Annotated in this window: 23 protein-coding genes and 1 tRNA gene; 5 read left to right on the forward strand and 19 right to left on the reverse strand. The window is 37.9% G+C overall.

The window, feature by feature from the left end:
• Window positions 1-333: 333 nt before the first annotated feature.
• The 11 genes from hflX to ED622_RS14970 all read right to left on the reverse strand — a co-directional run bounded on the left by hflX (window position 334) and on the right by ED622_RS14970 (window position 8,842).
• The gene (hflX, locus tag ED622_RS14920) at window positions 334-1,695 is read right to left on the reverse strand and encodes a GTPase HflX (RefSeq protein ID WP_122035370.1); all 1,362 of its coding nucleotides are present in this window, start codon (window positions 1,693-1,695) and stop codon (window positions 334-336) included.
• 179 nt (window positions 1,696-1,874) lie between these two features.
• On the reverse strand, window positions 1,875-2,582 hold the full coding sequence (locus ED622_RS14925) for an SDR family oxidoreductase (protein WP_122035372.1): 708 nt from the start codon (window positions 2,580-2,582) through the stop codon (window positions 1,875-1,877).
• Between the two features lie 36 nt (window positions 2,583-2,618).
• On the reverse strand, window positions 2,619-3,005 hold the full coding sequence (locus ED622_RS14930) for a thiol-disulfide oxidoreductase DCC family protein (RefSeq protein ID WP_122035374.1): 387 nt from the start codon (window positions 3,003-3,005) through the stop codon (window positions 2,619-2,621).
• A gap of 167 nt (window positions 3,006-3,172) precedes the next feature.
• A tRNA-Ser gene (locus ED622_RS14935) sits at window positions 3,173-3,260 on the reverse strand.
• A gap of 132 nt (window positions 3,261-3,392) precedes the next feature.
• Window positions 3,393-4,613 carry a lipopolysaccharide assembly protein LapB gene (locus tag ED622_RS14940; RefSeq protein ID WP_122035376.1) on the reverse strand — a complete coding sequence of 407 codons (1,221 nt, stop codon included), beginning with the start codon at window positions 4,611-4,613 and terminating at the stop codon, window positions 3,393-3,395.
• Window positions 4,610-5,227, reverse strand: a complete 618-nt coding sequence (locus ED622_RS14945) for an energy transducer TonB (protein WP_122035378.1) — start codon at window positions 5,225-5,227, stop codon at window positions 4,610-4,612. The genes ED622_RS14940 and ED622_RS14945 overlap by 4 nt, the downstream gene beginning before the upstream one ends.
• Complete coding sequence (locus tag ED622_RS14950) at window positions 5,227-5,631, reverse strand: biopolymer transporter ExbD (RefSeq protein WP_122035380.1); 405 nt, start codon at window positions 5,629-5,631, stop codon at window positions 5,227-5,229. The genes ED622_RS14945 and ED622_RS14950 overlap by 1 nt, the downstream gene beginning before the upstream one ends.
• Window positions 5,622-6,158, reverse strand: a complete 537-nt coding sequence (locus tag ED622_RS14955; RefSeq protein ID WP_122035382.1) for a MotA/TolQ/ExbB proton channel family protein — start codon at window positions 6,156-6,158, stop codon at window positions 5,622-5,624. Before ED622_RS14955 ends, ED622_RS14950 begins: the two co-directional genes overlap by 10 nt.
• On the reverse strand, window positions 6,151-7,470 hold the full coding sequence (locus ED622_RS14960) for a MotA/TolQ/ExbB proton channel family protein (RefSeq protein WP_122035385.1): 1,320 nt from the start codon (window positions 7,468-7,470) through the stop codon (window positions 6,151-6,153). Before ED622_RS14960 ends, ED622_RS14955 begins: the two co-directional genes overlap by 8 nt.
• Window positions 7,470-8,264 carry a DUF3450 domain-containing protein gene (locus ED622_RS14965; protein ID WP_122035387.1) on the reverse strand — a complete coding sequence of 265 codons (795 nt, stop codon included), beginning with the start codon at window positions 8,262-8,264 and terminating at the stop codon, window positions 7,470-7,472. Before ED622_RS14965 ends, ED622_RS14960 begins: the two co-directional genes overlap by 1 nt.
• 125 nt (window positions 8,265-8,389) lie before the next feature.
• The gene (locus tag ED622_RS14970; protein WP_122035389.1) at window positions 8,390-8,842 is read right to left on the reverse strand and encodes an L-alanine exporter AlaE; all 453 of its coding nucleotides are present in this window, start codon (window positions 8,840-8,842) and stop codon (window positions 8,390-8,392) included.
• A 309-nt stretch (window positions 8,843-9,151) separates the two neighbouring features.
• Here ED622_RS14970 and ED622_RS14975 point away from each other — a divergent pair, with 309 nt between their 5' ends.
• Both ED622_RS14975 and ED622_RS14980 read left to right on the forward strand, forming a co-directional pair.
• A complete protein-coding gene (locus ED622_RS14975; RefSeq protein WP_122035391.1) occupies window positions 9,152-9,742 on the forward strand; it encodes a UPF0149 family protein in 591 nt (196 codons plus the stop codon).
• 424 nt (window positions 9,743-10,166) lie between these two features.
• The gene (locus tag ED622_RS14980) at window positions 10,167-10,706 is read left to right on the forward strand and encodes a DUF3332 family protein (protein WP_122035393.1); all 540 of its coding nucleotides are present in this window, start codon (window positions 10,167-10,169) and stop codon (window positions 10,704-10,706) included.
• Between the two features lie 53 nt (window positions 10,707-10,759).
• Here the strand turns inward: ED622_RS14980 and ED622_RS14985 are convergent, their stop codons facing one another.
• Genes ED622_RS14985 through ED622_RS15000 form a run of 4 tightly spaced genes read right to left on the reverse strand, consistent with a single transcriptional unit; the run spans window position 10,760 to window position 14,639 of the window.
• Entirely contained in the window at window positions 10,760-11,413 is a 654-nt protein-coding gene (locus ED622_RS14985) for a potassium channel family protein (RefSeq protein WP_122035395.1), read from the reverse strand.
• Window positions 11,414-11,415: 2 nt separating this feature from the next.
• On the reverse strand, window positions 11,416-12,477 hold the full coding sequence (locus ED622_RS14990) for an AI-2E family transporter (protein ID WP_122035397.1): 1,062 nt from the start codon (window positions 12,475-12,477) through the stop codon (window positions 11,416-11,418).
• A gap of 25 nt (window positions 12,478-12,502) precedes the next feature.
• Window positions 12,503-13,522, reverse strand: coding sequence for a DUF2955 domain-containing protein (locus tag ED622_RS14995; protein ID WP_122035398.1), 1,020 nt, complete (start codon window positions 13,520-13,522; stop codon window positions 12,503-12,505).
• A complete protein-coding gene (locus tag ED622_RS15000; RefSeq protein ID WP_122035400.1) occupies window positions 13,512-14,639 on the reverse strand; it encodes an HlyD family secretion protein in 1,128 nt (375 codons plus the stop codon). Before ED622_RS15000 ends, ED622_RS14995 begins: the two co-directional genes overlap by 11 nt.
• A gap of 276 nt (window positions 14,640-14,915) precedes the next feature.
• Between ED622_RS15000 and ED622_RS15005 the strand changes: the two genes are divergently transcribed.
• Window positions 14,916-15,923: an AraC family transcriptional regulator gene (locus tag ED622_RS15005; protein ID WP_122035402.1), complete on the forward strand. Its 1,008-nt coding sequence runs from the start codon at window positions 14,916-14,918 to the stop codon at window positions 15,921-15,923.
• 30 nt (window positions 15,924-15,953) lie between these two features.
• Here ED622_RS15005 and ED622_RS15010 read toward each other — a convergent pair whose 3' ends face one another.
• Both ED622_RS15010 and ED622_RS15015 read right to left on the reverse strand, forming a co-directional pair.
• Window positions 15,954-17,213 (reverse strand): amidohydrolase family protein, encoded by a 1,260-nt coding sequence (locus tag ED622_RS15010; RefSeq protein WP_122035404.1) that lies wholly within the window; start codon window positions 17,211-17,213, stop codon window positions 15,954-15,956.
• A gap of 165 nt (window positions 17,214-17,378) precedes the next feature.
• A complete protein-coding gene (locus ED622_RS15015; RefSeq protein WP_122035406.1) occupies window positions 17,379-18,404 on the reverse strand; it encodes a helix-turn-helix transcriptional regulator in 1,026 nt (341 codons plus the stop codon).
• 279 nt (window positions 18,405-18,683) lie between these two features.
• Here ED622_RS15015 and ED622_RS15020 point away from each other — a divergent pair, with 279 nt between their 5' ends.
• Complete coding sequence (locus tag ED622_RS15020; protein WP_122036140.1) at window positions 18,684-19,163, forward strand: RimK/LysX family protein; 480 nt, start codon at window positions 18,684-18,686, stop codon at window positions 19,161-19,163.
• Between the two features lie 36 nt (window positions 19,164-19,199).
• Here ED622_RS15020 and ED622_RS15025 read toward each other — a convergent pair whose 3' ends face one another.
• On the reverse strand, window positions 19,200-19,979 hold the full coding sequence (locus ED622_RS15025) for a hypothetical protein (RefSeq protein WP_122035408.1): 780 nt from the start codon (window positions 19,977-19,979) through the stop codon (window positions 19,200-19,202).
• A 219-nt stretch (window positions 19,980-20,198) separates the two neighbouring features.
• Here ED622_RS15025 and ED622_RS15030 point away from each other — a divergent pair, with 219 nt between their 5' ends.
• Window positions 20,199-20,654 (forward strand): hypothetical protein, encoded by a 456-nt coding sequence (locus tag ED622_RS15030; RefSeq protein WP_122035410.1) that lies wholly within the window; start codon window positions 20,199-20,201, stop codon window positions 20,652-20,654.
• An 86-nt stretch (window positions 20,655-20,740) separates the two neighbouring features.
• Here the strand turns inward: ED622_RS15030 and nadA are convergent, their stop codons facing one another.
• Entirely contained in the window at window positions 20,741-21,790 is a 1,050-nt protein-coding gene (nadA, locus tag ED622_RS15035) for a quinolinate synthase NadA (RefSeq protein WP_122035412.1), read from the reverse strand.
• Window positions 21,791-21,797: the final 7 nt, after the last annotated feature.

Below are 21,797 nucleotides of genomic sequence, written 5' to 3' on the forward strand. Positions count from 1 at the left end.
ATTACTTAACCTCTCTCTTTATTTTGCGATAAAACAAATAAAAAAATGCCACACTCAATAATAAGTGTGGCATTTAAACCAAGGTGCAGTGGATTATTGCTATTTGGTTAAATTAGATCTTCAGCTTAGAAGCTGTAGTAAACACCCGCAACAACGGTAGATGCATCATCTGCTTCCCAATCCGCATCTGGTTGTTGAGATGGCGTATCCATTGTTGATAAATAAACATCAACTTCACCGCCAAATATATGAATATAAAGATATAAAAAAAGACGCTCTAAAGCGTCATTTTTTGTAGTATAAGTAAAGAGCTACTAACTCCAACTAATATGGTTATAGCAACTCATCACCATCGTCTTCTACTTTAGACATCAGCTTTTTCAATCTTGCTAAATCAATCGCACTTGAACGTACTGTTAGCTTGATATGATCATATTCATATTCTTCAGTAACAACACTCATGCTTGAACGGATTTCACCCATGATGCCTTTAGCAGTATAAGGAACAATGATCTCTTCTTCGATCATCCCTTGCTCAGAAGCCCTAACAATGTATTTATGCAATTTTGCTACATCAAGCGGATTTCGAGTGGATGTCATCATCGCATCTGGAAATTCTTCCATCAATGCTTCTTGCTCTTCAGGAGTCAGTTGATCTGATTTGTTTAAGACTAATAATTTATCAATCCCATCAACACCAACTTCGCCAAGCACTTCATGTACCACATCAAGTTGCGTTCTAAATGTCGCATCTGATGCATCAACTACATACAAAAGTAATGACGCATCATGTGCTTCTGCTAACGTTGAATGGAATGAAGCGACAAGATCGTGCGGTAGCTTTTTAATAAAGCCAACGGTATCTGATACTAAAATTCGAGGCTGAGTCACTGGGTACAGTGCACGTACCGTCGTATCAAGCGTTGCGAACAGCTTATCTTCAACAAGAACTTCACTGCCTGTTAATGCTCGCATCATTGATGATTTACCCGCATTGGTATAACCAACTAAAGCAACACAGAACAGCTCTGAACGTTGTTTACGGCGACCTTTTAACTCATCTTGAACACTTTCTAGCTCACGTCTTAATTCAGCTAATTGATCTCGTACTTTACGGCGATCCAGTTCTAAATCTGTTTCACCCGCACCTTTACCCATTTGGCGTTCATTATCACCAACGGTTGATTCTCTTAATCGCGGCGCAACATAATTAAGACGAGCCATTTCAACTTGTAATCGAGCAGTACGAGTACGAGCATGACGACTAAAGATCTCAATGATGATACCGGTGCGATCATAAACTCTCACACCTAGTTGGTTTTCTACATTACGCAGTTGTGATGGACTTAAATCACAGTCAAAAACCACCACATCAGCACTGCCAAATGGAAGGTTTTCTGATGGAATATCGTCAAAGTCTGTTTCATCAAAAAAGTCTTCGGTATCAGCGTCATCATTCTCGCCTTGATTACCCGTAATGTGCGCGATTTCAGCCAGTTTGCCTGCGCCCAATACATTGACTCGTTGAGTAGAGCTTTGTTTTTGTGATTGTGTGCCTACGACTTTAAATCCTAGGGTTGTCACTAAACGACCAAGCTCTGCAAGAGAGTCTTTTGCTTCAGCACCTTTAAACTGTGGTGTACAAATGGAAATAAGTAGTGCGTGATTAAGTGATGGTTTTTCTGTTAATTTCATGATTTCTATCTTAGTGCACCTAAGTGCAAACCTGATTTTTATCTAAAGTTACCTTGATCCTACGCTGTTATGGATAAGCTTTATAGCGAAATAGAAAACTAAATACATATATTACTTTAATTAGTGATAAATCATTGGTATCTCATTGCAATGAAAACCACCTTTTCGATAATTTAACACTACCAAGGTAATCGTTCTCCGTTATAAGCCAAAAATAAACCACTCTCTTGCGGTGTACTTGATTCTATCAATCCGATCAGATCATGTGCGACCCTCTCTGGAGTAAACAACTTTCCTTTAGAGACATTCCCTTGAAAAGGTTTAGATAATCCGGTATCTGTCGTTCCAGGATGAAGTGCTAATACCACGCCCTTCTTTATCACTCTCTGCCATTCAATTGACATGGTTTTGATGAACATGTTTAAAGCAGCTTTTGATACTCTGTAACTGTACCATCCACCCAATTGATTATCTGAAATACTACCAACCTTGGCTGAGATGACGGAAAATTTAGGTTTATCTGCCTTTTTTAGTTTTGGAGTAAAATATTTTGCTAATAATAATGTTGGTTGTGTGTTGGTAGTAATCATTTGCTGAAAATACACACTATCTAATGCAGCCAAATTTTTCTCTGGTCCTTTCTCTGGAGTATGTAGCATACCAACACAATTAATAACCCAGTCAATATCATTGAATTGCTCACTCAAGGATTTAACCTCTTCATCATTACTCGCATCAATTTTGTGCCAAACCACTCGTGCATGGTGCCACTGTGGCTTAGTTTGTCGGTAAGTTGCATGGACCTGAGCATCAGAAAATCTGGTAAGACTCTCTTGCAGCATCGCGAATCCAATCCCTCCATTTCCCCCAACAATCAATATTTTCATCGCTGTACCTCATTATGAGTATGGCAATCAACAATACTATTTTGAGCAACTATTTTCATTACAACTTGAGGTTCCCGTTAGCCAGTATGAAACGCGATAACGATTTTTTGCAAAACGAAGATAACACCAATCCGCAACGGGCTTAATAGCAGGCCAACGTAATGGAGCGTAGAGCCAACCTTTTCCAACTAAACTCCACGCTTTATACGTTACATCTAACCCAAGAAATAGCTCACCATTTGCATTTAATCCATGCAATACAGTGTTTGCAGCGTTAGCGTCAATTTGCGGATAAGCAAAAAATTCTTCGCTATAGATATCAATTATTTTAATCTTTTGTTTCTTATCTTGCGTAATAAGTGCATTCATCTCTTTGACACACAATGGGCAAGTTCCATCATAAAAAATCGTTAACTGATACATACTATTCTCTATTTTTGAATATTACTGAATTCTACGTTATTCGCTGCTTTTTAGATCAAAATAATAGATTACTGCTTGAAAAGTATTTATTGCGAGGAAGAATAAGCTGAGGTTTTTTAGAGGCTTAAAACGAAAAAAACCCAGCATTTCTGCTAGGGTTTCGAATGTGGTGGTGAGTGAGAGATTCGAACTCTCGGTACGTTGCCATACACACACTTTCCAGGCGTGCTCCTTCAGCCACTCGGACAACTCACCAAATCATTGCTCTTTTCGAGACAACGAGCGCTAATTTAATGATTTACGTAGACATGGTCAAGGAGTTTCTTTAATAACCTCAATTGTTTGCTTTATTTTTGCCCTGTTTGCCCATCTTATAAGCATAAAGTGCTATGCCTTATGCTTTAAATATCGGATCCAATCTTTAGCTTCTTCTGATGGATCTATTTCATCCAGCTTTTTTGCTTGTGCTAAAGCATCATTAAAGCGCGCTAATTTATAATAAAGGCGAACTTTCATTAATCGATACTCTGACTCTACTATGACTGACCTAGCACTCTCAGTACTTATTAGAGCTCGTTTATACGCTTTTTGCTGTGACTGTAGCTTAGCTAATGGCCAATAATGCTTTTTGTTTATTTTTGCTGCTTGTTGCCACACTTTCTCTGCTTTATCCCACTCTTTTGCCATTTGCCAGTAAGTGGCTTGCCTAACGATGGCTGATTCACTCTTTGTACTTGGATAGTGAATAAACATCTCCCCCATTATTTGAGCAGCTCGATCTGGTAATTTATTTTGGCTATAGAGTTGAGATAAGGTTTTATAATCTTGGGCTTCAAATTGAATGCCTTGCTGTTTTGCCAAAGAATAATTCACCAGTGCCTTATCTGATTTTTTCTGCTGTAATTGCGCGGCGACGAGTTGATGCCACCACATCTTTTGATTAGGTTCTAACTCAATTAATCTTTGAGCCGTTTTTTCAGCAGAGGACCAGTACGCTAATTGCAACTCACTGACTAATTGAATTTTGTATTTTTGTATTTTCTCAACTCTATTTTTAGGCACAAAGTGTCGTATATGCGTTAAGCAATTTTTCCACGCTTGTTTTTGATAGTAGCCATTGGCCAATCGTAAATATACTTCGTTTTTATTCGATGTTAATTCAGCGCGTTGCTTATCTGATTTTGTTGGGTACTCAGTTATTAGTAAGTGTTGATAATGCGTTATCGCTGGTGAGAATTGATGGTCAGAATAATAAATATCCGCCAACATCTTTTCTGTTTGCCACTGCGATTGTTTATCAAGTGCCGCCAAAGATACAGATTTAGCTAACTCTGCAATCGCTTTTTTTTCTTGCTCATTTTGCCAATAGAAAACCCCTAAGACTCTTGCTATATACGCTTGGTCAAACTTTGCAGTTGGTGTTAATGGGGCTAATACATCAATCGCTTCCGCCAATTTACCTTCTTGCTGAAGCTGACTGGCATACTGAATTTTCTTGGCATGATAACGGCTCAGATCCGCCGCTTGTATTTGCCCTACGGTAAGCAAAAAGCTTACGGCTAGCCCATAACTCACAAAACGAAATAATGATACGATATGTTTTTTCATGGATTTAATCGATACTCCAACCTAACCGTCTGACCTGGCTGAATGATTGCTTTTCCTTTTACCAGCTTAGGTTGATATTTCCATTGCTTTAAAGCCTGAATAGCAGGGCGAACAAACACTCGACTTGGCTCCGCTTCAATGCTTTCAATATCCGTAGGCTTTCCTAATTCATCAATAGTGAAACGCAAAATAACATACCCTTCCATTTTTCGTTTTAAGGCTCTCGATGGGTATTTAGGCTCAACTCGATATAACGGCATCGCTTGCTGGTTTTGGCCTAGCCCTTCAAACGATGGCAGTGACACTGCGACATTTAGCCCTATCTCTCCTAATTCAACAGAAGGCATTGTTGTCTCTTTTTCTATATCCACATTTGATACTTGTGATGATAGTTTTGATTGAGATTGAGGTGCGCTGGGTGTTTTGGGTGGTTCAGGTAATTGACGAATACGACGTTGGCTTTGTGAGTCTGGCTCAGTCATTATCACATCGAACTGTAAGGTCGCGCTCGTTGCTGTGCTATTTTTAGTCTGAATGGTCATCCAAGCCATGAAACTAAACAAAGCAAGTGTCATTACGATAGCAAGAATAAGAGCAAGCAAACTACGAAGCATTATTTTGACTCCGTAGCCAAAGCGATGCTTTCTATACCGACACCTTTTGCTGCATCCATCACCGAAACTACGGTGCCATTATAAGCGTGTTTATCCGCTTGGATCACCAAACTAGCTTGTGGATTATCAAGATGAAGAGAAGATAACATCGCTTCTACTCGCTCAATATCCACACGGCGTTTATCAATGAAAATTTGATTGTTCGCGGTAATCGCTACAAAAATCCCCACCTCTTTTTGAGCGATAGAATGAGCGGCTTGAGGACGATTAACTTCCACTCCTGATTCTCGCACAAAAGAGCTAGTTACTATGAAAAAGATCAACATAATAAAGACGATATCTAACATTGGTGTAAGATCGATACTCGCTTCTTCTTTGGCTTTTGTTCGACGAATTATGCGCATTCGTCACTCCTTAATGCTTGTTCTAACCGATATTCGTATCGAGTGATGACTTTTAATAATCTTGCGTGTGCAAATAATCCCACCAGTGCCGCGACCATTCCCGCCATTGTGGGTAGTGTCGCCATTGATATGCCTGATGCCATAAGCTTAGGATCGCTACTGCCTTGTTGCGCCATAATATCAAATACGGAGATCATCCCAGTCACCGTTCCTAGCAATCCAATCATGGGGCACAAGCTGACCAGTACTTTGAGTAAACTTAGGTGGCGATAAAGTTGAGCATTCGCTAATTGCAATATGCCTTCTTTGTTAGCAATCGCATACCAAGAAGTTCTATCCTTGCGGTTTTCCCACTGTTCTAGCCATTGCTTTTTATGTTTTGGAAACGTAAATAGTAGAAATAATATTCGCTCAATCACTAAGAACCATCCCATAAGCACGATAGCCATCAACCACCACAGTACCACCCCACCCTGTGACATAAAGTCACTAATGGCAGGAAAGTAGTGGCTAAATAACTCAAGCATTGTCGCTCTCAGCTTTTGCAGCGACTAGACTTACCCCTTGTTTTTCTAAAACGGCATTAATACTGTCTGCGCGACTAGAAAGTAAATTATGAGCCAACAATAATGGCATTGCCGCCACTAGGCCTAATACTGTTGTGGTTAGTGCCATAGAGATCCCACCAGCCATCACTTTTGGATCGCCATTACCAAATTGAGTGATTACTTGAAAAGTCTCAATCATGCCAGTTACTGTGCCTAATAAGCCCAACATAGGTGCTAATGCCGCTAAAAGCTTTAGCATGGATAGACCTTTTTCTAACCCCTGTTGCTCATCCATAATCGTTTCAAGTAAGCGCAATTCTAAAGACTCTAACGTTTGACGTTTTTCTTTGTCATAAACCGATAAAATACGTCCTAATGGATTGTTATCTGGTTCATTCGGCTTACGTATTTGCTTAGTAATTTGCATTTGAATTCGTAATAAAACGGCCCCACGATAGAGCGAAATCACTAAACCAATCGCTAATAAGCCTAAGATAATTTGACCAACGATACCCGCTTGCTCAATACGCTGGGTTAGCGTTGGTTGCTCAGCGTATTGAGTTAACAACCCTCCTCTAGTGACGTCGACTAATAATGAAGAGGCGTTAACATTAGATAGTGTCGGGGCGTCTTCTGGATAACGAGAATACGATTCAGCTTGAGGTTGTATACGATCCCATTTCATATAGCCTTGTTCAGAAAGTAACCCCATATCACCAATACGAAGCATCGGCTCTTCAACGACAATGCCATCCCCTTGCAGTCGTTGGACATTAATCAATTCGATGTGTTTACTCTGCTCAATGTAAGCAAGCATGCTATTCACGTACTGAGATAATACGGTGATAGACGGTAATGCATCAGTATTAATAACGCTTTCAATTGGCGTTACATTTACCCCTTCACTTGGTTGAATAAAGGAAGCCATTATCGTATTTTTGGTCGTTGCCGCCCCTTGACGAACAACACCAAAGACTTCTCCGAGACTGCCTGTTTCTATCTGTAGCTGTTTTTCTAGCTCAACCAGCGTTTTTTCATTATGGCTAAAAGTAGAACTTAATTTATCGGTTTCTTTTTCTACCTTTTTGATTGAACGCTTTAATGTCGTAAGCTGGCGCTCTAACTCTAAACGAGTCTGTTTTATCTTTTGAGTTCGGGTTCTATCTTGTTGCTGTTGCTCTTTCTGGCTGGTTTTTGCTTTGTTATCTAATTGCGAAAGATCATTAGCCTGAACCGATAATAGTGAGCTTGAAATAATAAAAAATAAGGCCATAACTAAAGAAATACGCATCAGTTATTCTCCTTATTTAAAGACTTAGTGTTAGATGAAATCGAAAGTGGTAAGCGTAATAGTTGAGGTGTTTTGTGTTTGTTGGCTATATCAAACGCCAGATTAACGTCATTGAGTTCATCCGTCGTCATCACCTGCCACGTATGTGACTCTTGTGACCAAAGCCAAGCTTGTTTGTTATCAATGCTTCGAGCAATCAATATAACTCGCCCAATATTCAACTGTTCAACGACTCTTTTACTGCCATCATTAAGGGTAATCTCTTGTTGATAAGTTCCCATTTTATAGCCGTAATCCATCTCTATTTGAAATGCTTCTAATAACCTACGAAATTTTTCAGCATCGCTAATATCCGCTCGGATCATTAATTCATTGAGTTGATTAAGACGATCTGATCTTGCATTAAAGCGAATAGGTAAATCGGAATGCAAAATACGCTCTAATTCATTTAGCATTTGGTACATCAAAGGGATAATCCCCTGACGCGTCGCTTCTATTTGTGTAATTTGAGTATTCAACTGTTGTTTTTCACTTTCTTGAGAATGCACCAGTTGAGTTAAATGATCGCGATAAATACTTAAGTTGGATAACGTCTCGTTTGCCTGCTCTATCTGATTTTGAAGATCTAAAATTTGCTGAGCTTCTTTATCAATATGCTGCTGAGTTTTCAAAGAGGAGTGGTTAGTTTTAGCTTCTATTGCCTGAGCTTGAGTCAGTGGATTCGCTGAAACCGTCGATATGCCAATAAAACCAATGACGCTAAGCGCCAGCATTGCTAAAAAATGTTTTTTCATTAGTCCGTTAATCTTTATAAATACGCTAGGCAAAGAATAGCACTTTTGCTCAAAACATTTGAGTATTCAGATACAAAAAAGCCAGCAGTTAACTGCTGGCTCTAAATATTGAAATAATATCTTCATTAATGTGGTTGTGGTGTGTGTCCAGGAACTTTGAATGCTTTACGACACGCATCCAAAAAGTAACCGTAGAAAACCCCCATAACGCATGAAACTGCGGCATTACTTGATACTGCTGTAATGATCTGATCAGTACTTGCACCAACGGCAAATAATATCCCAGCATATACTGGCGATTGAAACAGTACATAAGCAGTTAAGTCAGCCATATTCTTCATGTATGACGATGATGATAAACGTAAACCTTGACGAAGCATAAAGTCACGGAATACACCATAAGGCCATGCGATGGCGATATTAACAGGAATAGAAAGCATTCGAGAAGCGAGTGATTGCTCAAATGTCATTCCTGAAACTAAAATTTCAATAAACATGCCCGTAATAAAACAAAAAACCACCATTGCAAATGTATCCGCCGCTGCATTTCGGATACAAAATGGCCCTTTCTTAGACATTAACTTTCTCTCTCCAACCACAATAAATTAGATTAATGAACTGCTAGATTGATAATTTAGCAGTCGATAGAACTAGGCAGGAATACCTAACTAGTAATTATCGCTATTAAACCACAATGTTATTAGAATTAGATCTCGAAGTTGAGTTAATGTAGTAAACTTACAACTACTTTCGCTCTGAAATTCAGATTTTTCCGCTACCGCCTTTTTTCGTAAGTAAATTACCAACAAAATTGAAACATATTTCATTTCAGACAAGGAGAAAAGTTCTTGATACAATAAAGAAAACTTGAATGAAATGAGAATATTATGTCTTTATCACTTACGGCGATTCTTTCAAATCCTGAACTAGAAAATAAACTGCTAACTGAAGCGCAAACTCAAGGTTTTGTTGCAGCAATGGCTGCGGCACCAAACCTGATTAGCCCTAATGAATGGCTAGCGTTTTTGTGGGGTGGTGAAGAAACCTCACCGTTCACTACTGCTGAAGAGCTAGAAGCTTATGCTAATGCTGTGGTTAACTTATGGAATGAATACCGCGAAGCCTTTCTTTCTGGTCAGTGGCAATGGCCTGAAGCCTGTCAGCTTGATGATGAAGAAATTGTAACTGCACAAACTCGTCAGTTTTCTGAAGGTTTATTGCAAGGCTGGCAGTTAACGCGTGACGATTGGGAAACGCTAATGCCAGAAGAGAGCGAAAACAATGCTCTATTAGGCGGCGTATTACTTTCTATCAGCATGCTTTTTGATCCTGAAACTGCCCTGTCTACGCTTAAAGAACAAGGTATTGAAGGTTTAGATGAGTTTGTAGAAATTTACAAAGCAGTTCCTATGATGCTTTGTGGCTTAACAATGCGTGGCTATGAACTTGCTGAAGCTGATGCCGAAAAAGAAGCGTAATCTTGCTTTAACATCGATTAAATAAAAATGGCGACCAAATTGGTCGCCATTTTTTCATCTGCAATATAGATCTATACCCCCTTCAAGTACCTTTTCTAGGTAATCTTCATTGTGGCGTAAAATGGTAAATATCATTTTTATTTCAACGTATCATTCATTTCATCAAATAACATTAATCAGGAAACGGATGCCACTAACTGTTGGGAAATACAATGACATTAAGCGATTTTAAACACACTGATATATTTCAAATTTTAAAAGTCTCTAAAGAATTAATAATTTCAGTCACTAACTTCACAATCAAAATAAGTTTATCAATATTTAAGTTTTTCACTTGGATAGTAGCATCGACTTATAACTACGTTATGAAATAGAAAAACTGAAATAAACACCTTATATAGCACATTAATTATTGGAATTTAGAATGAAAAATATCTTTGTAAAAACTGCTGGCATAATTATTCTTGCATCAACACTAACAGGCTGTATTGGTAGTAATGCCGTTACAGGGAAAGTAATGAAGTTTAATGTAGAGGTGGTAGATAACCGCTACGCTAGAGCTGGAGTTAACCTACTTCTTGCGCCTGTCTACGGTATTACGACCGCCGTTGATTATACATTATTTAACTCATTAGAGTTCTGGACAGGTAAGAACCCTCTTAATGGTAATTCGCATATCTTTGACTCAAAGGTAGATACTAAATTTAAAGTGAATGATGAACTAGACTCATCGTTAAGAGATGCGCCTATCGCACCGATCACGAATAATCGAATGATTAAAACAGGTGAAATGAAAGCCATTGACGAAAACACTATCCAAATGGATATCGTATATAACAATGGAGATACTGGTATATTAACGGGGATCCGTGATGGTGAAAATGTGAATTATTATATTGATGATGAGCTTATATCACAGACTACCATAACTCAATTAGAAGCACTGAAAGAAGAAAGTGTTTAATTAATAATTAAGCCCCGTATTTATATTATTAAATACGGGGCTTTTTTTTCAATTTAACGTGATTGGTTTAGATGACTACTCACCAAACTCGCTACCATTATCGCTAAATAAAAACCACCTAATATCGATTCAATAAAAACAAAAAATCGTGGTATTGGTAATATCGGAGAAATATCCCCATAACCAACCGTGGTTAACGTGATAAAACTAAAATATATCACGTCAAACAAGTTATCAATCCAAGGTTTCGCTTCTATTCCATTAAATGAATGCGGAAAAAGCTCTATTTGAATAAGATAAATAATGGCCCAAGAAACACCCAACAATAAATACACACACACAGAGCCAACAATTTGGTTTCGACTCACGTTATCAGGCAACATAACTTGCTTTAAAGCGGTGTAAGTATGAGATAACAAAAAGAACAACAATGCTCCTAATGTAATTAAAGAAAGATCGTACCCTTCTAGAAAAGAGATCCCTCCAGATATCGAAGCAATGCTCAACAAAAAGCCATACCAAGTTCTATACAATGCCTGCTTTCGATTCACGCCGACAATAGAGATGGCTAAACAAAGAATAATTAATGCTAATACCATTTTCTGGCCGCCACTAAAGAGCTGCTGCATGACAGCGCTCATAAAGAGCAAACCTAGTAGCGCAAAAAGCAGAAAGTAAAAATTATCATCACCTGACACTTTTTTCATTGCTATTTACCTGATGATTCATGATCTAACCAAACAACAAACAATTGATAAGTTAAACTTAAAATCACTGCACCAACAAATAAACCAACAATACCAGACATTGCCATGCCCCCTAATGCACCCAGTAAAATAACCAACATAGGGGTGTCAGAGCCACGACTAAGCAACATAGGTTTTAATACCGCATCACTACCACTCACAACAATACACCATATTAGAAAAAGAACAGCGGTTGTCGTGGTATCAACACTAAAGACATAAAGAATGACAGGTAATAACGCAAGAATAGGAGGAAGTTGGATAATCGCAATAAGCATAACAAGCAACATCCATAAACCAATAGCAGGGACACCAGCAAATGCCATCCCTACCCCAGCCATCACCGATTGAATAACAGCGACACCAATAACCCCTTGAACAACACTTCTTACTGTTGTTTTAGATAAGGTTGTTAACGCTTCGCCATGCTCTCCCGTTAAACGATTGGCCACTAATACAAAAGCGCGCTCACACTTATCTGCATTCGCCATAAAAGCACCCGCAATGATGGTAGAAATAATAAACTGAATGAATCCACCACCAAGAGAGCCGACAAGAGAAGCTAATTTACTCACGATGGCTTTAACTTCATCGCCATATTTTAATAGGACACTTTCTAAATTTGAAGAAGCTTGAATACCAAAAGCATATGCTTTATCACCCACTAACGGCCAATCTTTAACGGATAAACTCGGTTTAGGTATAGAGATGGTGCCATTTTGATAACCCACCACTAATTCAGAGCCGCTTGTATATAGACCCGTTGAAAGCGCGATTAAGGGAATAACTAACAACACTACCCCTATAAAAGCCAAACCAGCACTGACCTTCCCTTTCCCAATGCCAAATTTATCATGTCCCCAGGTAACAATTGGGTACAACGCCGTTGCGATTATCCCTCCCCATACAACAAGTAACATAAATGGCTTGAGGATAGAAAAACACCAAAATACGAGAATAGCGAGTGCTGCTATCTTAATAAATGCATCTATCGCCTTATTCGAAAAATCACTTTCTAATTTCATAAACAATCCTTGTTCGTAGTAATAATTATGGCTGCATTTTTAAAAACGCCCATTGCCGAGTTTCTAAGAAAAAAGAAACAGCAATCATATAAACGCCAATCATAAATAATTGAAATATACGTATTATCATATTGCTATCAATATCTCCCGAACTCATTAATGTACTTCCTAAGAGTACAAGAACGGTACTAAATGCTGTCGCATAAATAGGTGCTTTTGCAGGTTTTGTGTAAATTTGAGTTGCTATGATTAGAGCAATGAATGAGATAAATAGCGTATAGAATAGGACATTAGGAGCAAGACTTAATACAGAGAAAACACCAATAGCTAGAGCGCCACCAATACTGTTAGTAATAATTAAAAACGCACTTAATTTGATTGATTTCTCTCCGGTTATCATCAAAGACAATAACGCAATAAACATCATTGTCAGCAATGCTTCTGATATTTGAAAAATAAAGAAAAAGCACACAACAGGAAATGAGACGATCATCGCTCTAAAAGCGGCATACCATCTTTGTTGCTTAGATAAAGGCGAAGGTTGATACCCTGCAAATGACGATTCATCTTCAGGGAAGTAAATATGAACCAGTGCAAAAATAATCACCGCAACAACACCTGAACTTGCTAGCCCAGTGGCAAGGAATACCGACATACCTGGGTTTGATATCGCCATAAAAGGAAGCATTAATATTGCGATAATCAATATCGTAGCAAACAGATTCCATTTAGGATCGGTAAATAAGTAATACCCCCATAGCATCATCAATCCAACTAAAATAAGTAGCGGTATTGGATATTGAGTAATACCATTTGATAGCAATAAACCAAGCACCATAGTCACTACCATTGCAACGGTTAGTTCATATAGTGTTTCTTTGTTTAATTCCGGTTTATCAATCAAAAACTTCGCAACAAAAACAGGCGCGACGAACGCTAATGGCCAATTAATCAATGCGGCTAAGAATACGGCAAGACCAACGCCTACCGTATATCTAAGTATCTTAGTTTGAATTTGAGGATCATCGATTAAGTTATCTGACATAAGACATCAAACTCACAAAGCGGATCCACAACTTACCTATCGAGTTAAAAATAACGTTATCACCACTATATACAATCACATCCGCTTGCCCACCGATACGTAATTGGCCTGTAGTTTGTGAGTGATCAAACTCAATCGCAATTGGCAGCATCTGTGTTTGTCGTAGCCAGCCAGTTTGATTATTTGCTTGGGCTAGCTTACCCGCCTGATTGTTTTGTCCCCAATCAACACCCCAATCAACACTTGTTACCGTTCCTTGGATCACTTTACCTGGTGCAAAATCGAGTGCCATTTCAACCTTATCGCCAACTTCCACATTACCTAAACTGTTCTCACGAAAATAAGCTTCAATCCAAATACTTTCGGTTGATACGAACGTCATTATAGGTTGCCCAGCAGAAGCATAAAAACCTTCAGACAAACTGAAGTTTGATACGCCTCCATCAGTAGGTGCTTTGATTTCTGTTCGAGATAAATTAATTTGAGCTTGCTCTAATGCCAGTAATGCCGCTTTAATTTGGCTATTGTCTTCGCCATCAGCGCCTAGTTGTTTCTTTGACTTTTCTAGATCTGCTTGAGCATTGACGACATTTGCTTTCGCTGTCGCTAATGATGCTCGTGCTTTATCCGCATCGGCTTTCGATACAACACCACGTTCAGCCATTTCAAGAATACGATGAGATTGCAGTCGGGTATTTTCTAGTTCAACATTTGCACTGGTCAACCTAGCTTGTGATGAAGCAATAACCGCCGTTTGAGCCCCAACATTTTGACCTGCAAGTTCTAAACTTTGCTCGGCTTGCTGTAATGCAATTTCATAATCAACAGGGTTTAATTTAGCAAGGACGTCACCTTGTTTAATTAATTGGTTAGGTTGGACTAAAATATCTAATACTTGACCAGAGACTTGAGGTTTAATAGGAACGACGTAACCTTTTACTCTCGCATTGTCTGTTAAAGGGATAATGCGATCAGATACGATGCTAAACAATAATAAAGCGGCAACTGTAAATAATAAGTAGTTAGTTATTTTACGAACTTTATTTGTTTTCTGAGCGGCATTATCTGCGGATGTGTTTTCACTCTCTTCTTTTGGCGTTTTTATTTCTTCAGTCATATTTTTACCTACTGCTAATGGAATCCATTCCTCAACTATATGTATAGCTGTTATTTGGAAAAAATCGAGGGATTTACATAAAAAATACTTATTATTTAGTTGTTTATTTATAGCGACTTAATAGATTCCAATATACAAGCACCTCACCACTTTGTGTTGTCTGTCGCAAATTCACATAAAAGACAAATATATCAACAAATACCAAATGAAAACTTACCATTTTGCGCCAATAATTATAAAAGGCTCCTAATATTTAAAAGTAGGTAGATATAAACAATGTTGAATAAAAAAACAGCACCATTACCAATGATTCGTACTGGTTATACAAAAATTTTAATTGATGTTTTTTCAAAGCACGGCATTCATATTCAAGAGGTATTGCGAGACTCGGGCTTACCTCCAGATCTTTTTCATACAGACAAAGAATTTTTACCTACTGAGCCCGTTAAACGCTTAATCTATTTACTGTCATCTCAAGTTGGAGTTAATAATTTTAGTGACCTATTAAGACTGGCCTTTCGACAACGAATTATTCCTCAAGTATTAACACAGTTTGATAGTGCCATCACCATTAAAGACGCGCTTGGAAAAGCCACTGAAATATTCAATCGTGATTCTCCTGGCAGTTCAATTTCATTTGAACAAGAGTATGGTAAATATTGGTTTTGTCGCTCTGCACCTTATGAGGACAGTGTTTACTTTTTGTGGGGAGAGGTTTTTGCGGTCTTATACATCATCGAGCTCATTCAGGCCTTAACTAAGACCGATTGGTTCCCTGAACAAGTACGAATTCAGCATAATGATGCCGATGCTTTATTGTCTTCGTTAAACAATAAAACACAGTTATTTATAGGTCAAAATACAACAGCAGTATTAATTGACGATGACATTCTTAATAAAGAAATTCACATATCAAGTTCTGATACAGAAAAGAAACAACCACTCATTGAATGGCATTCTAGTTTTAGTGACAGTGTTTTTACGGCTTTACTTCCTTATGTGAGAGAGCATTCGTTAACGGTTGATCAAGCAGCAAAGCTTCTTAATATGACCTCAAGGACATTCCAACGACGCTTAAAGGAAGAGCGAACCTCATTTAGACAGATAAAAGAGAGCCTGATGCTATCTGTCTCATGTGAATTAATGGAAGAGGGTTACTCGCTGACCCATATATCAAACCAACTTGGTTACAATAATATCTCGCACTTTTCTCGAGCATTTAAACGGATCAGCGGGTTAACCCCTAAGTTATATAAGAAAACGATTCTTGGTTTACGAACCTAGTCGCTTTCCATATTTAATCATTTTATGAGGTTATAAAGCGTTCTTATACACAACACCGTCTTTCATGATTAATTTTTGTGTTTTAGGGTTTGTTACACATTCAACACCATTTAAAGGATTTCCTTCAATAATAAGTAAGTCTGCGTAAGCACCTTCAGTGATTTGGCCTAGTTTTCCTTCTTGGTATGGGTGCTTGTATGTAGACATCTCAAACAAACGACCACAGTTCGAAGTCACCATTTTAAGAGCGGTTAATGAATCAAATACCGTTTCAATCGCTTGTAGCTCTTCTGATTGTGTTTTATGAACATCAAGTGTGCCTACGCAATCGGTACCAAAACAAATATTTTGGATATCATATTTTTTAATTAGATCCGCCGATTTAAACATCGCTTTACCCACTCTTTCTGTTTTTTGGTACAAGGTTTCATTACCAAGTGGGATTTTTCGTTCAGCAATAAGTGATGAGGTAAAATACGATGGAATCACAAAAATCCCTTTATCTTTGATCGTTTTAGCAATGTCATCATCCATAATCGTTGCATGTTCAAAAGACATAACACCCGCTTCAGCAGCTCTTCTCATGGCATCCGCAGTATGAATATGCGCAGCCACGTATGTACCGTAATCTGATGCAGCTTCAACTGCTGCTTTCATTTCATCTAATGTGTATTGAATCGTATCGAGTGGATCAAACGACGATGAAGCACCACCACCGGCCATCATTTTAATTTGCGATGCACCCATAAATAACTGCTCACGTACCGCTCTAAGCACTTCTGAGCGTCCATCTGCTACTTTAAATGCGCCAGTTTTCATTATTGGAGAATCTTCATGACTACCAGTACGTTCTTGTGCTTGGTTTTGACGATAATCAGAATGGCCACAGGTTTGCGAAATAGCCGCTTGAGAGGGCAAAATTCTTGGACCGGTCGCATAACCATTATCGATACAGTTTTTGAGACCAAGTGTATTACCTGCAACATCACGAACGGTAGTGAAACCACGCATTAACATGCCTTCAGCCACTTTAGCAGAGCGAATTGCGACTTCTTCTCTCGTCATTTTATCTAATTCATGAAAAGGCGCTGACATTGTTATATGTACGTGAGCATCCATCAGACCTGGCATGACTGTGCCGCCTTTAGCATCAATAATTTCATTAGCTAAAGATAAGTCAACATCACCGATTTGAGTGATCACGTTATTTTCAATTAATAAAGATACATTTTCTTGTAACTGATTATCTACACCGTTAAATACGTTAGCGTTAGTAATTACTGTAGTCATATTTTTCTCTCTTTAATTTTGTGGGGACAGAGAGATAATAGGTTAAATTTAACGCAGAGAATTGCCATTTGACGACAAGTGAAAGTTTGTATTATTGATTTAATCTTTAGGTACACGGCAACCAAAAAAAAGGCGTCTCGTAACTTAAATATCTGGAGGGTCTATTTAGGTAGATCCTGACTTTAAAAGATTAACTTTACGATATTGAGACGGAGATACCCCATAGATCCGTTTAAATGCACGAGAAAAATGCCCGGCATCAGAGTAACCATATTTAGTCGCTATGTGAGTAATTGGCTTATTTGTTTCAACAAGCTCAGCGACTATTTGTTCGAAGCACATTTCTTCAATTAAGATTTTGTATACTGTGCCATCATTTTTTAATTTACGTTGAAGTGTTCTCACATTCATACGTAAAATTTCAGAAGCCAGTTTAATTGGTAATTTCCCTACTGGTAGATATGGGAAAATTGCTATTTTAAATTGCTCAGTAAAACTCATATTCTGCAGAGCAATAGCTTGTTTTACACTGTTCTTGTCTTTCTCTAAAACGGTTACCTTAGAGAATAAAATAGAGGCTGGAATTTCTAATGCCGTTACTGGTCTTTCTGTAAAAAACTGTGTTTTATTAAGCGTAGGAAGATTCAAAAAATCATGATCATCCTTACTGCGAATCCCGATCCGTGTTGGACTCCATTCACTTTTAGTTAAAGATCTTAATAATTCAGACATGAATAGAACTGAAAACATTTCAGCATACTTAAACCAAGGTTCATCAACCCCTGATTTCTCACGAACTAGCCACCAAGAACCGACGCTTTCTTGCACATAAACTTTTGCGCCTGTAGATTCTTTTGATAATAAATCTGAAAACTCATCTAAAGTCGATTTCAAATCCCCCTCATAACTCAAACGTTTAAGAAATGATGGAATATAACTATCCTTACACAATCGCCAAAATAAAACGCCAAGCCGATCATTTCCTACATTACGACTTAGCACTTCCATTAAATTCTTAAGGCATGACTCTGGTAGATAAGTATATTGTCGCTCATCCTCCATAATATCGATTGGGATCATGGATTCTCTAAGCAATAAATAACTCTTACTGTCTAATTCTTGAATTATGGATGAAAAAAATCTAACGCTTTCTTTTGTCACTAGCTGAAGCGGATCACGGCTCTCATTCATAACTAACTTCCTTCCTCTGAACCAACAAGTACTCTTGGAGTAAGCCTGCTAAATCAATCTCAAAATCTAATTCATTAATATCTTTTATTTTACATAAAATAACCATCGTCGTTCTCCATTAAAAATAATTACCATAATGGAAAAACAATATTAAAATTACCATTTCGCGCCATATCGAAATAAATATCCTTAAATAAGAGAGATAATAGTTGGCGTAAAATGATAAGTAAAAATGTGCTCACCACCTTAAAGTTAACCGATACTTTAAGAGGTTATAAAATGAAAAAATACATCGCTATTATTGCAATATCATCCGCTTTTTTATCTTCAGCTCTATCCGCTCAAACATCAGGATTACAAGTCTTTGGACAAATAGAGCAAACGCAAATTGAAGATGTATCAACTCAACTGCCAAGCCGTATTGACTCAGGAGCAACGATCTCTTCTGTTCATGCAATCAATATCAAAACCCATTTTGAGAGTGAGAAAGAAATGGTTACATTTGACTTTCCCCTGCCTAATGGAGAGATAATCAAAATGAAAAAGAAGGTAGTACGAGTAGCAAAAATCCGTCAGGCTAGCAGTAATACTATCAAGACTCGTCCGGTTGTTAATCTAAATGTAGTAATCCAAGGCGAACCTATCTTTGCTGAATTTACATTAAAAGACAGAAGTCACATGACATACCCAGTTCTTATTGGGCGAAATATTCTAGAAAATAGAGCTATTGTTGATGTCTCTATTAATCAACCGTTGTAATCTTAATTACTATCGATGACTTGAGATGAAAGCGAACTAGAATCGATAGGCGTATCCCAGTTGGGGCCCTTTTTCTACTAGGTCGATTTCTATATTCACACCTTCTGCTTTCATCTCATTGGCAATATTCAGATAACGGTAACCAAACCATAGGTTGTGAGCTTCTGTAAACTGATAAATTCCCATAATATTAAAGCCATGATTAACGTCGTTATCGCCTATAACATTAAAATCAGCACTTACTGATATACCCCAGCGATCATCAAAATATTTGTTGTATTTAATACCAACAAGCCAATCAAATAGATGCTCTTTCGCCAACAAAGCCGACCCATTTACATTAATAAAACCATCATTTGATAATGCATTAATATCCAGTTCAACTTGACTGTATGTATGGCGAACACCAGTGAGTATTTCTAGATTAGGATAGATTTCATACCCAAAAAATAAATCATTAACCGACAAATGCATTCTTGTTGTTATATCGTGCCCAGGAGAGATAACGGTACCCGTTATAGGACCATCTAAACCTTCTGTTTGCACCGAGTCTTTCATATATAGGTAATTTGCACGAGCACCAACTAACCACTTCCCTTTTCTAGCATAAAAATCCCCCATTAAACCAAAAGCTAGTCCGTCCCATATATTTTCAAATGGAACATCAACACGAACAATATCCTCACCAGAAGATACACTGCCTTCGATACTAGGTGCCCACATCATTGGGAAAACAAGCAGGAAGTCCCACTCCTCCTGCTCTTTTGCAAAAACTGATGTACTAAAAATCACAAAAAGAAACAATCCATATTTCATACATAATCCCATTAATTACAACCACATAAATAATATAGAGCATTTATTTTGTTTAATGAATCAATTATCACTATATTTAGACTTGAGTCTGTAATTTAATATATATTTTTACCATTTCGCGCCAATAGATTTTAGTGCACTTTTAATATGATAAATAATTAGGCACTATAATAACCAGAAAACGAATGACATGAATTAACAAATAATTAGGAATATAATATGAGTTCAACAACTAAAGAATATGGTTTTAACACTCCTCAACGTTTATTTGTCGGCTATACACTAGCAGTTCTTGTTGATTTAACAGTATTGAATTTTTTTGATGAATATTGGGATTTTGTAAATATTGAATCATTTACCATATCATTCGCTGCTGCGATTTTATTGCAGTTATTATTAAAGTTATCGATCAATGCAGAACACCGAATTGCAGATTATTTTAAATCTAAACCAGGAACAGCACCAAAAATATATCGTGGGTTAAGTAGCTATACGATTTTGGTTGGTAGTAAATTTATTATGCTAGAAGCCATTAATATTTTATTTGGTGACAAAGTATCATTTGATGGGCCATTAAACGGTGTCGTCGCTTTCTTTGCAGTGGTATTTACTATCCTAATTGCAGAAGTCACCGTATCAAAAATTTACTTTGCTCTAAGTGAGAAAGAAAAATAATTAAGACCTTTATAAAATAAGAATGCTTCATAAATAAAAATGGCGACCTATGTGGTCGCCATTTTTTTATCAAATCGTTTATTCAATTACTTATTTGCGTTTAATTGCTCTGCAAAATCTAACATGCGATTCAATGGGATAAGTGATTTTACACGGATCTCTTCATCAACAAAGATTTCATGGTCTGCACCACCTTCATTAAGCGCCTTCTCAATCGCTACAAGACCGTTCATCGCCATCCACGGACAGTGAGCACAGCTACGGCACGTTGCACCAGCACCGGCTGTTGGAGCCTCTAACAGTTCTTTTTCTGGAACCATTTGCTGCATTTTAAAGAAGATACCTTTATCGGTTGCTACAATCATTTTTTGTTGTGGCAGCTCTTTTGCCGATTTTATTAACTGGCTTGTAGAACCAACAGCGTCTGCTAATTCAACCACGCTTGCTGGAGACTCAGGGTGAACCAATACGGCTGCATCAGGATGAAGTGCTTTTGCATCTTTTAATGCTTTTGCTGAAAACTCATCATGGACAATACATTCACCTTGCCATAGCAGCATGTCCGCGCCAGTTTTATTTGCAATGTATGAACCTAAATGACGATCTGGTCCCCAGATGATTTTCTTATCTTCATCATCAAGATGTTCAACAATTTCAAGAGCAATACTTGAGGTTACTACCCAATCAGCACGTGCTTTTACTGCTGCTGATGTATTGGCATAAACAACAACGGTGTGATCAGGGTGAGCATCACAGAACTCAGTAAACTTGTCAGCAGGGCAACCAAGATCAAGTGAACATTCCGCATCTAATGTTGGCATTAAGATGGTTTTTTCAGGCGTTAAAATCTTTGCTGATTCACCCATAAAACGAACACCGGCAATAACTAATGTCTTCGCGTCATGACGATTACCAAATTTAGCCATTTCAAGTGAATCACCAACAAAACCGCCCGTCTCTTCAGCTAATGCTTGGATTTCTGGATCCGTATAGTAATGAGCAATCAATACCGCATTTTTATCTTTCAGGAGCTGCTTGATTTTTGCGATGTACTGCGTTTTTTCATCGGCAGATAGCTTGATAGGTTTTGGTGGAAAAGGATATACAGTATCGACGTGATCTAAAATATGGCCCATTGCTCAG

It is taken from the genome of Aliivibrio sp. EL58 (genome assembly GCF_900312675.1).
GTDB lineage: Bacteria > Pseudomonadota > Gammaproteobacteria > Enterobacterales > Vibrionaceae > Aliivibrio.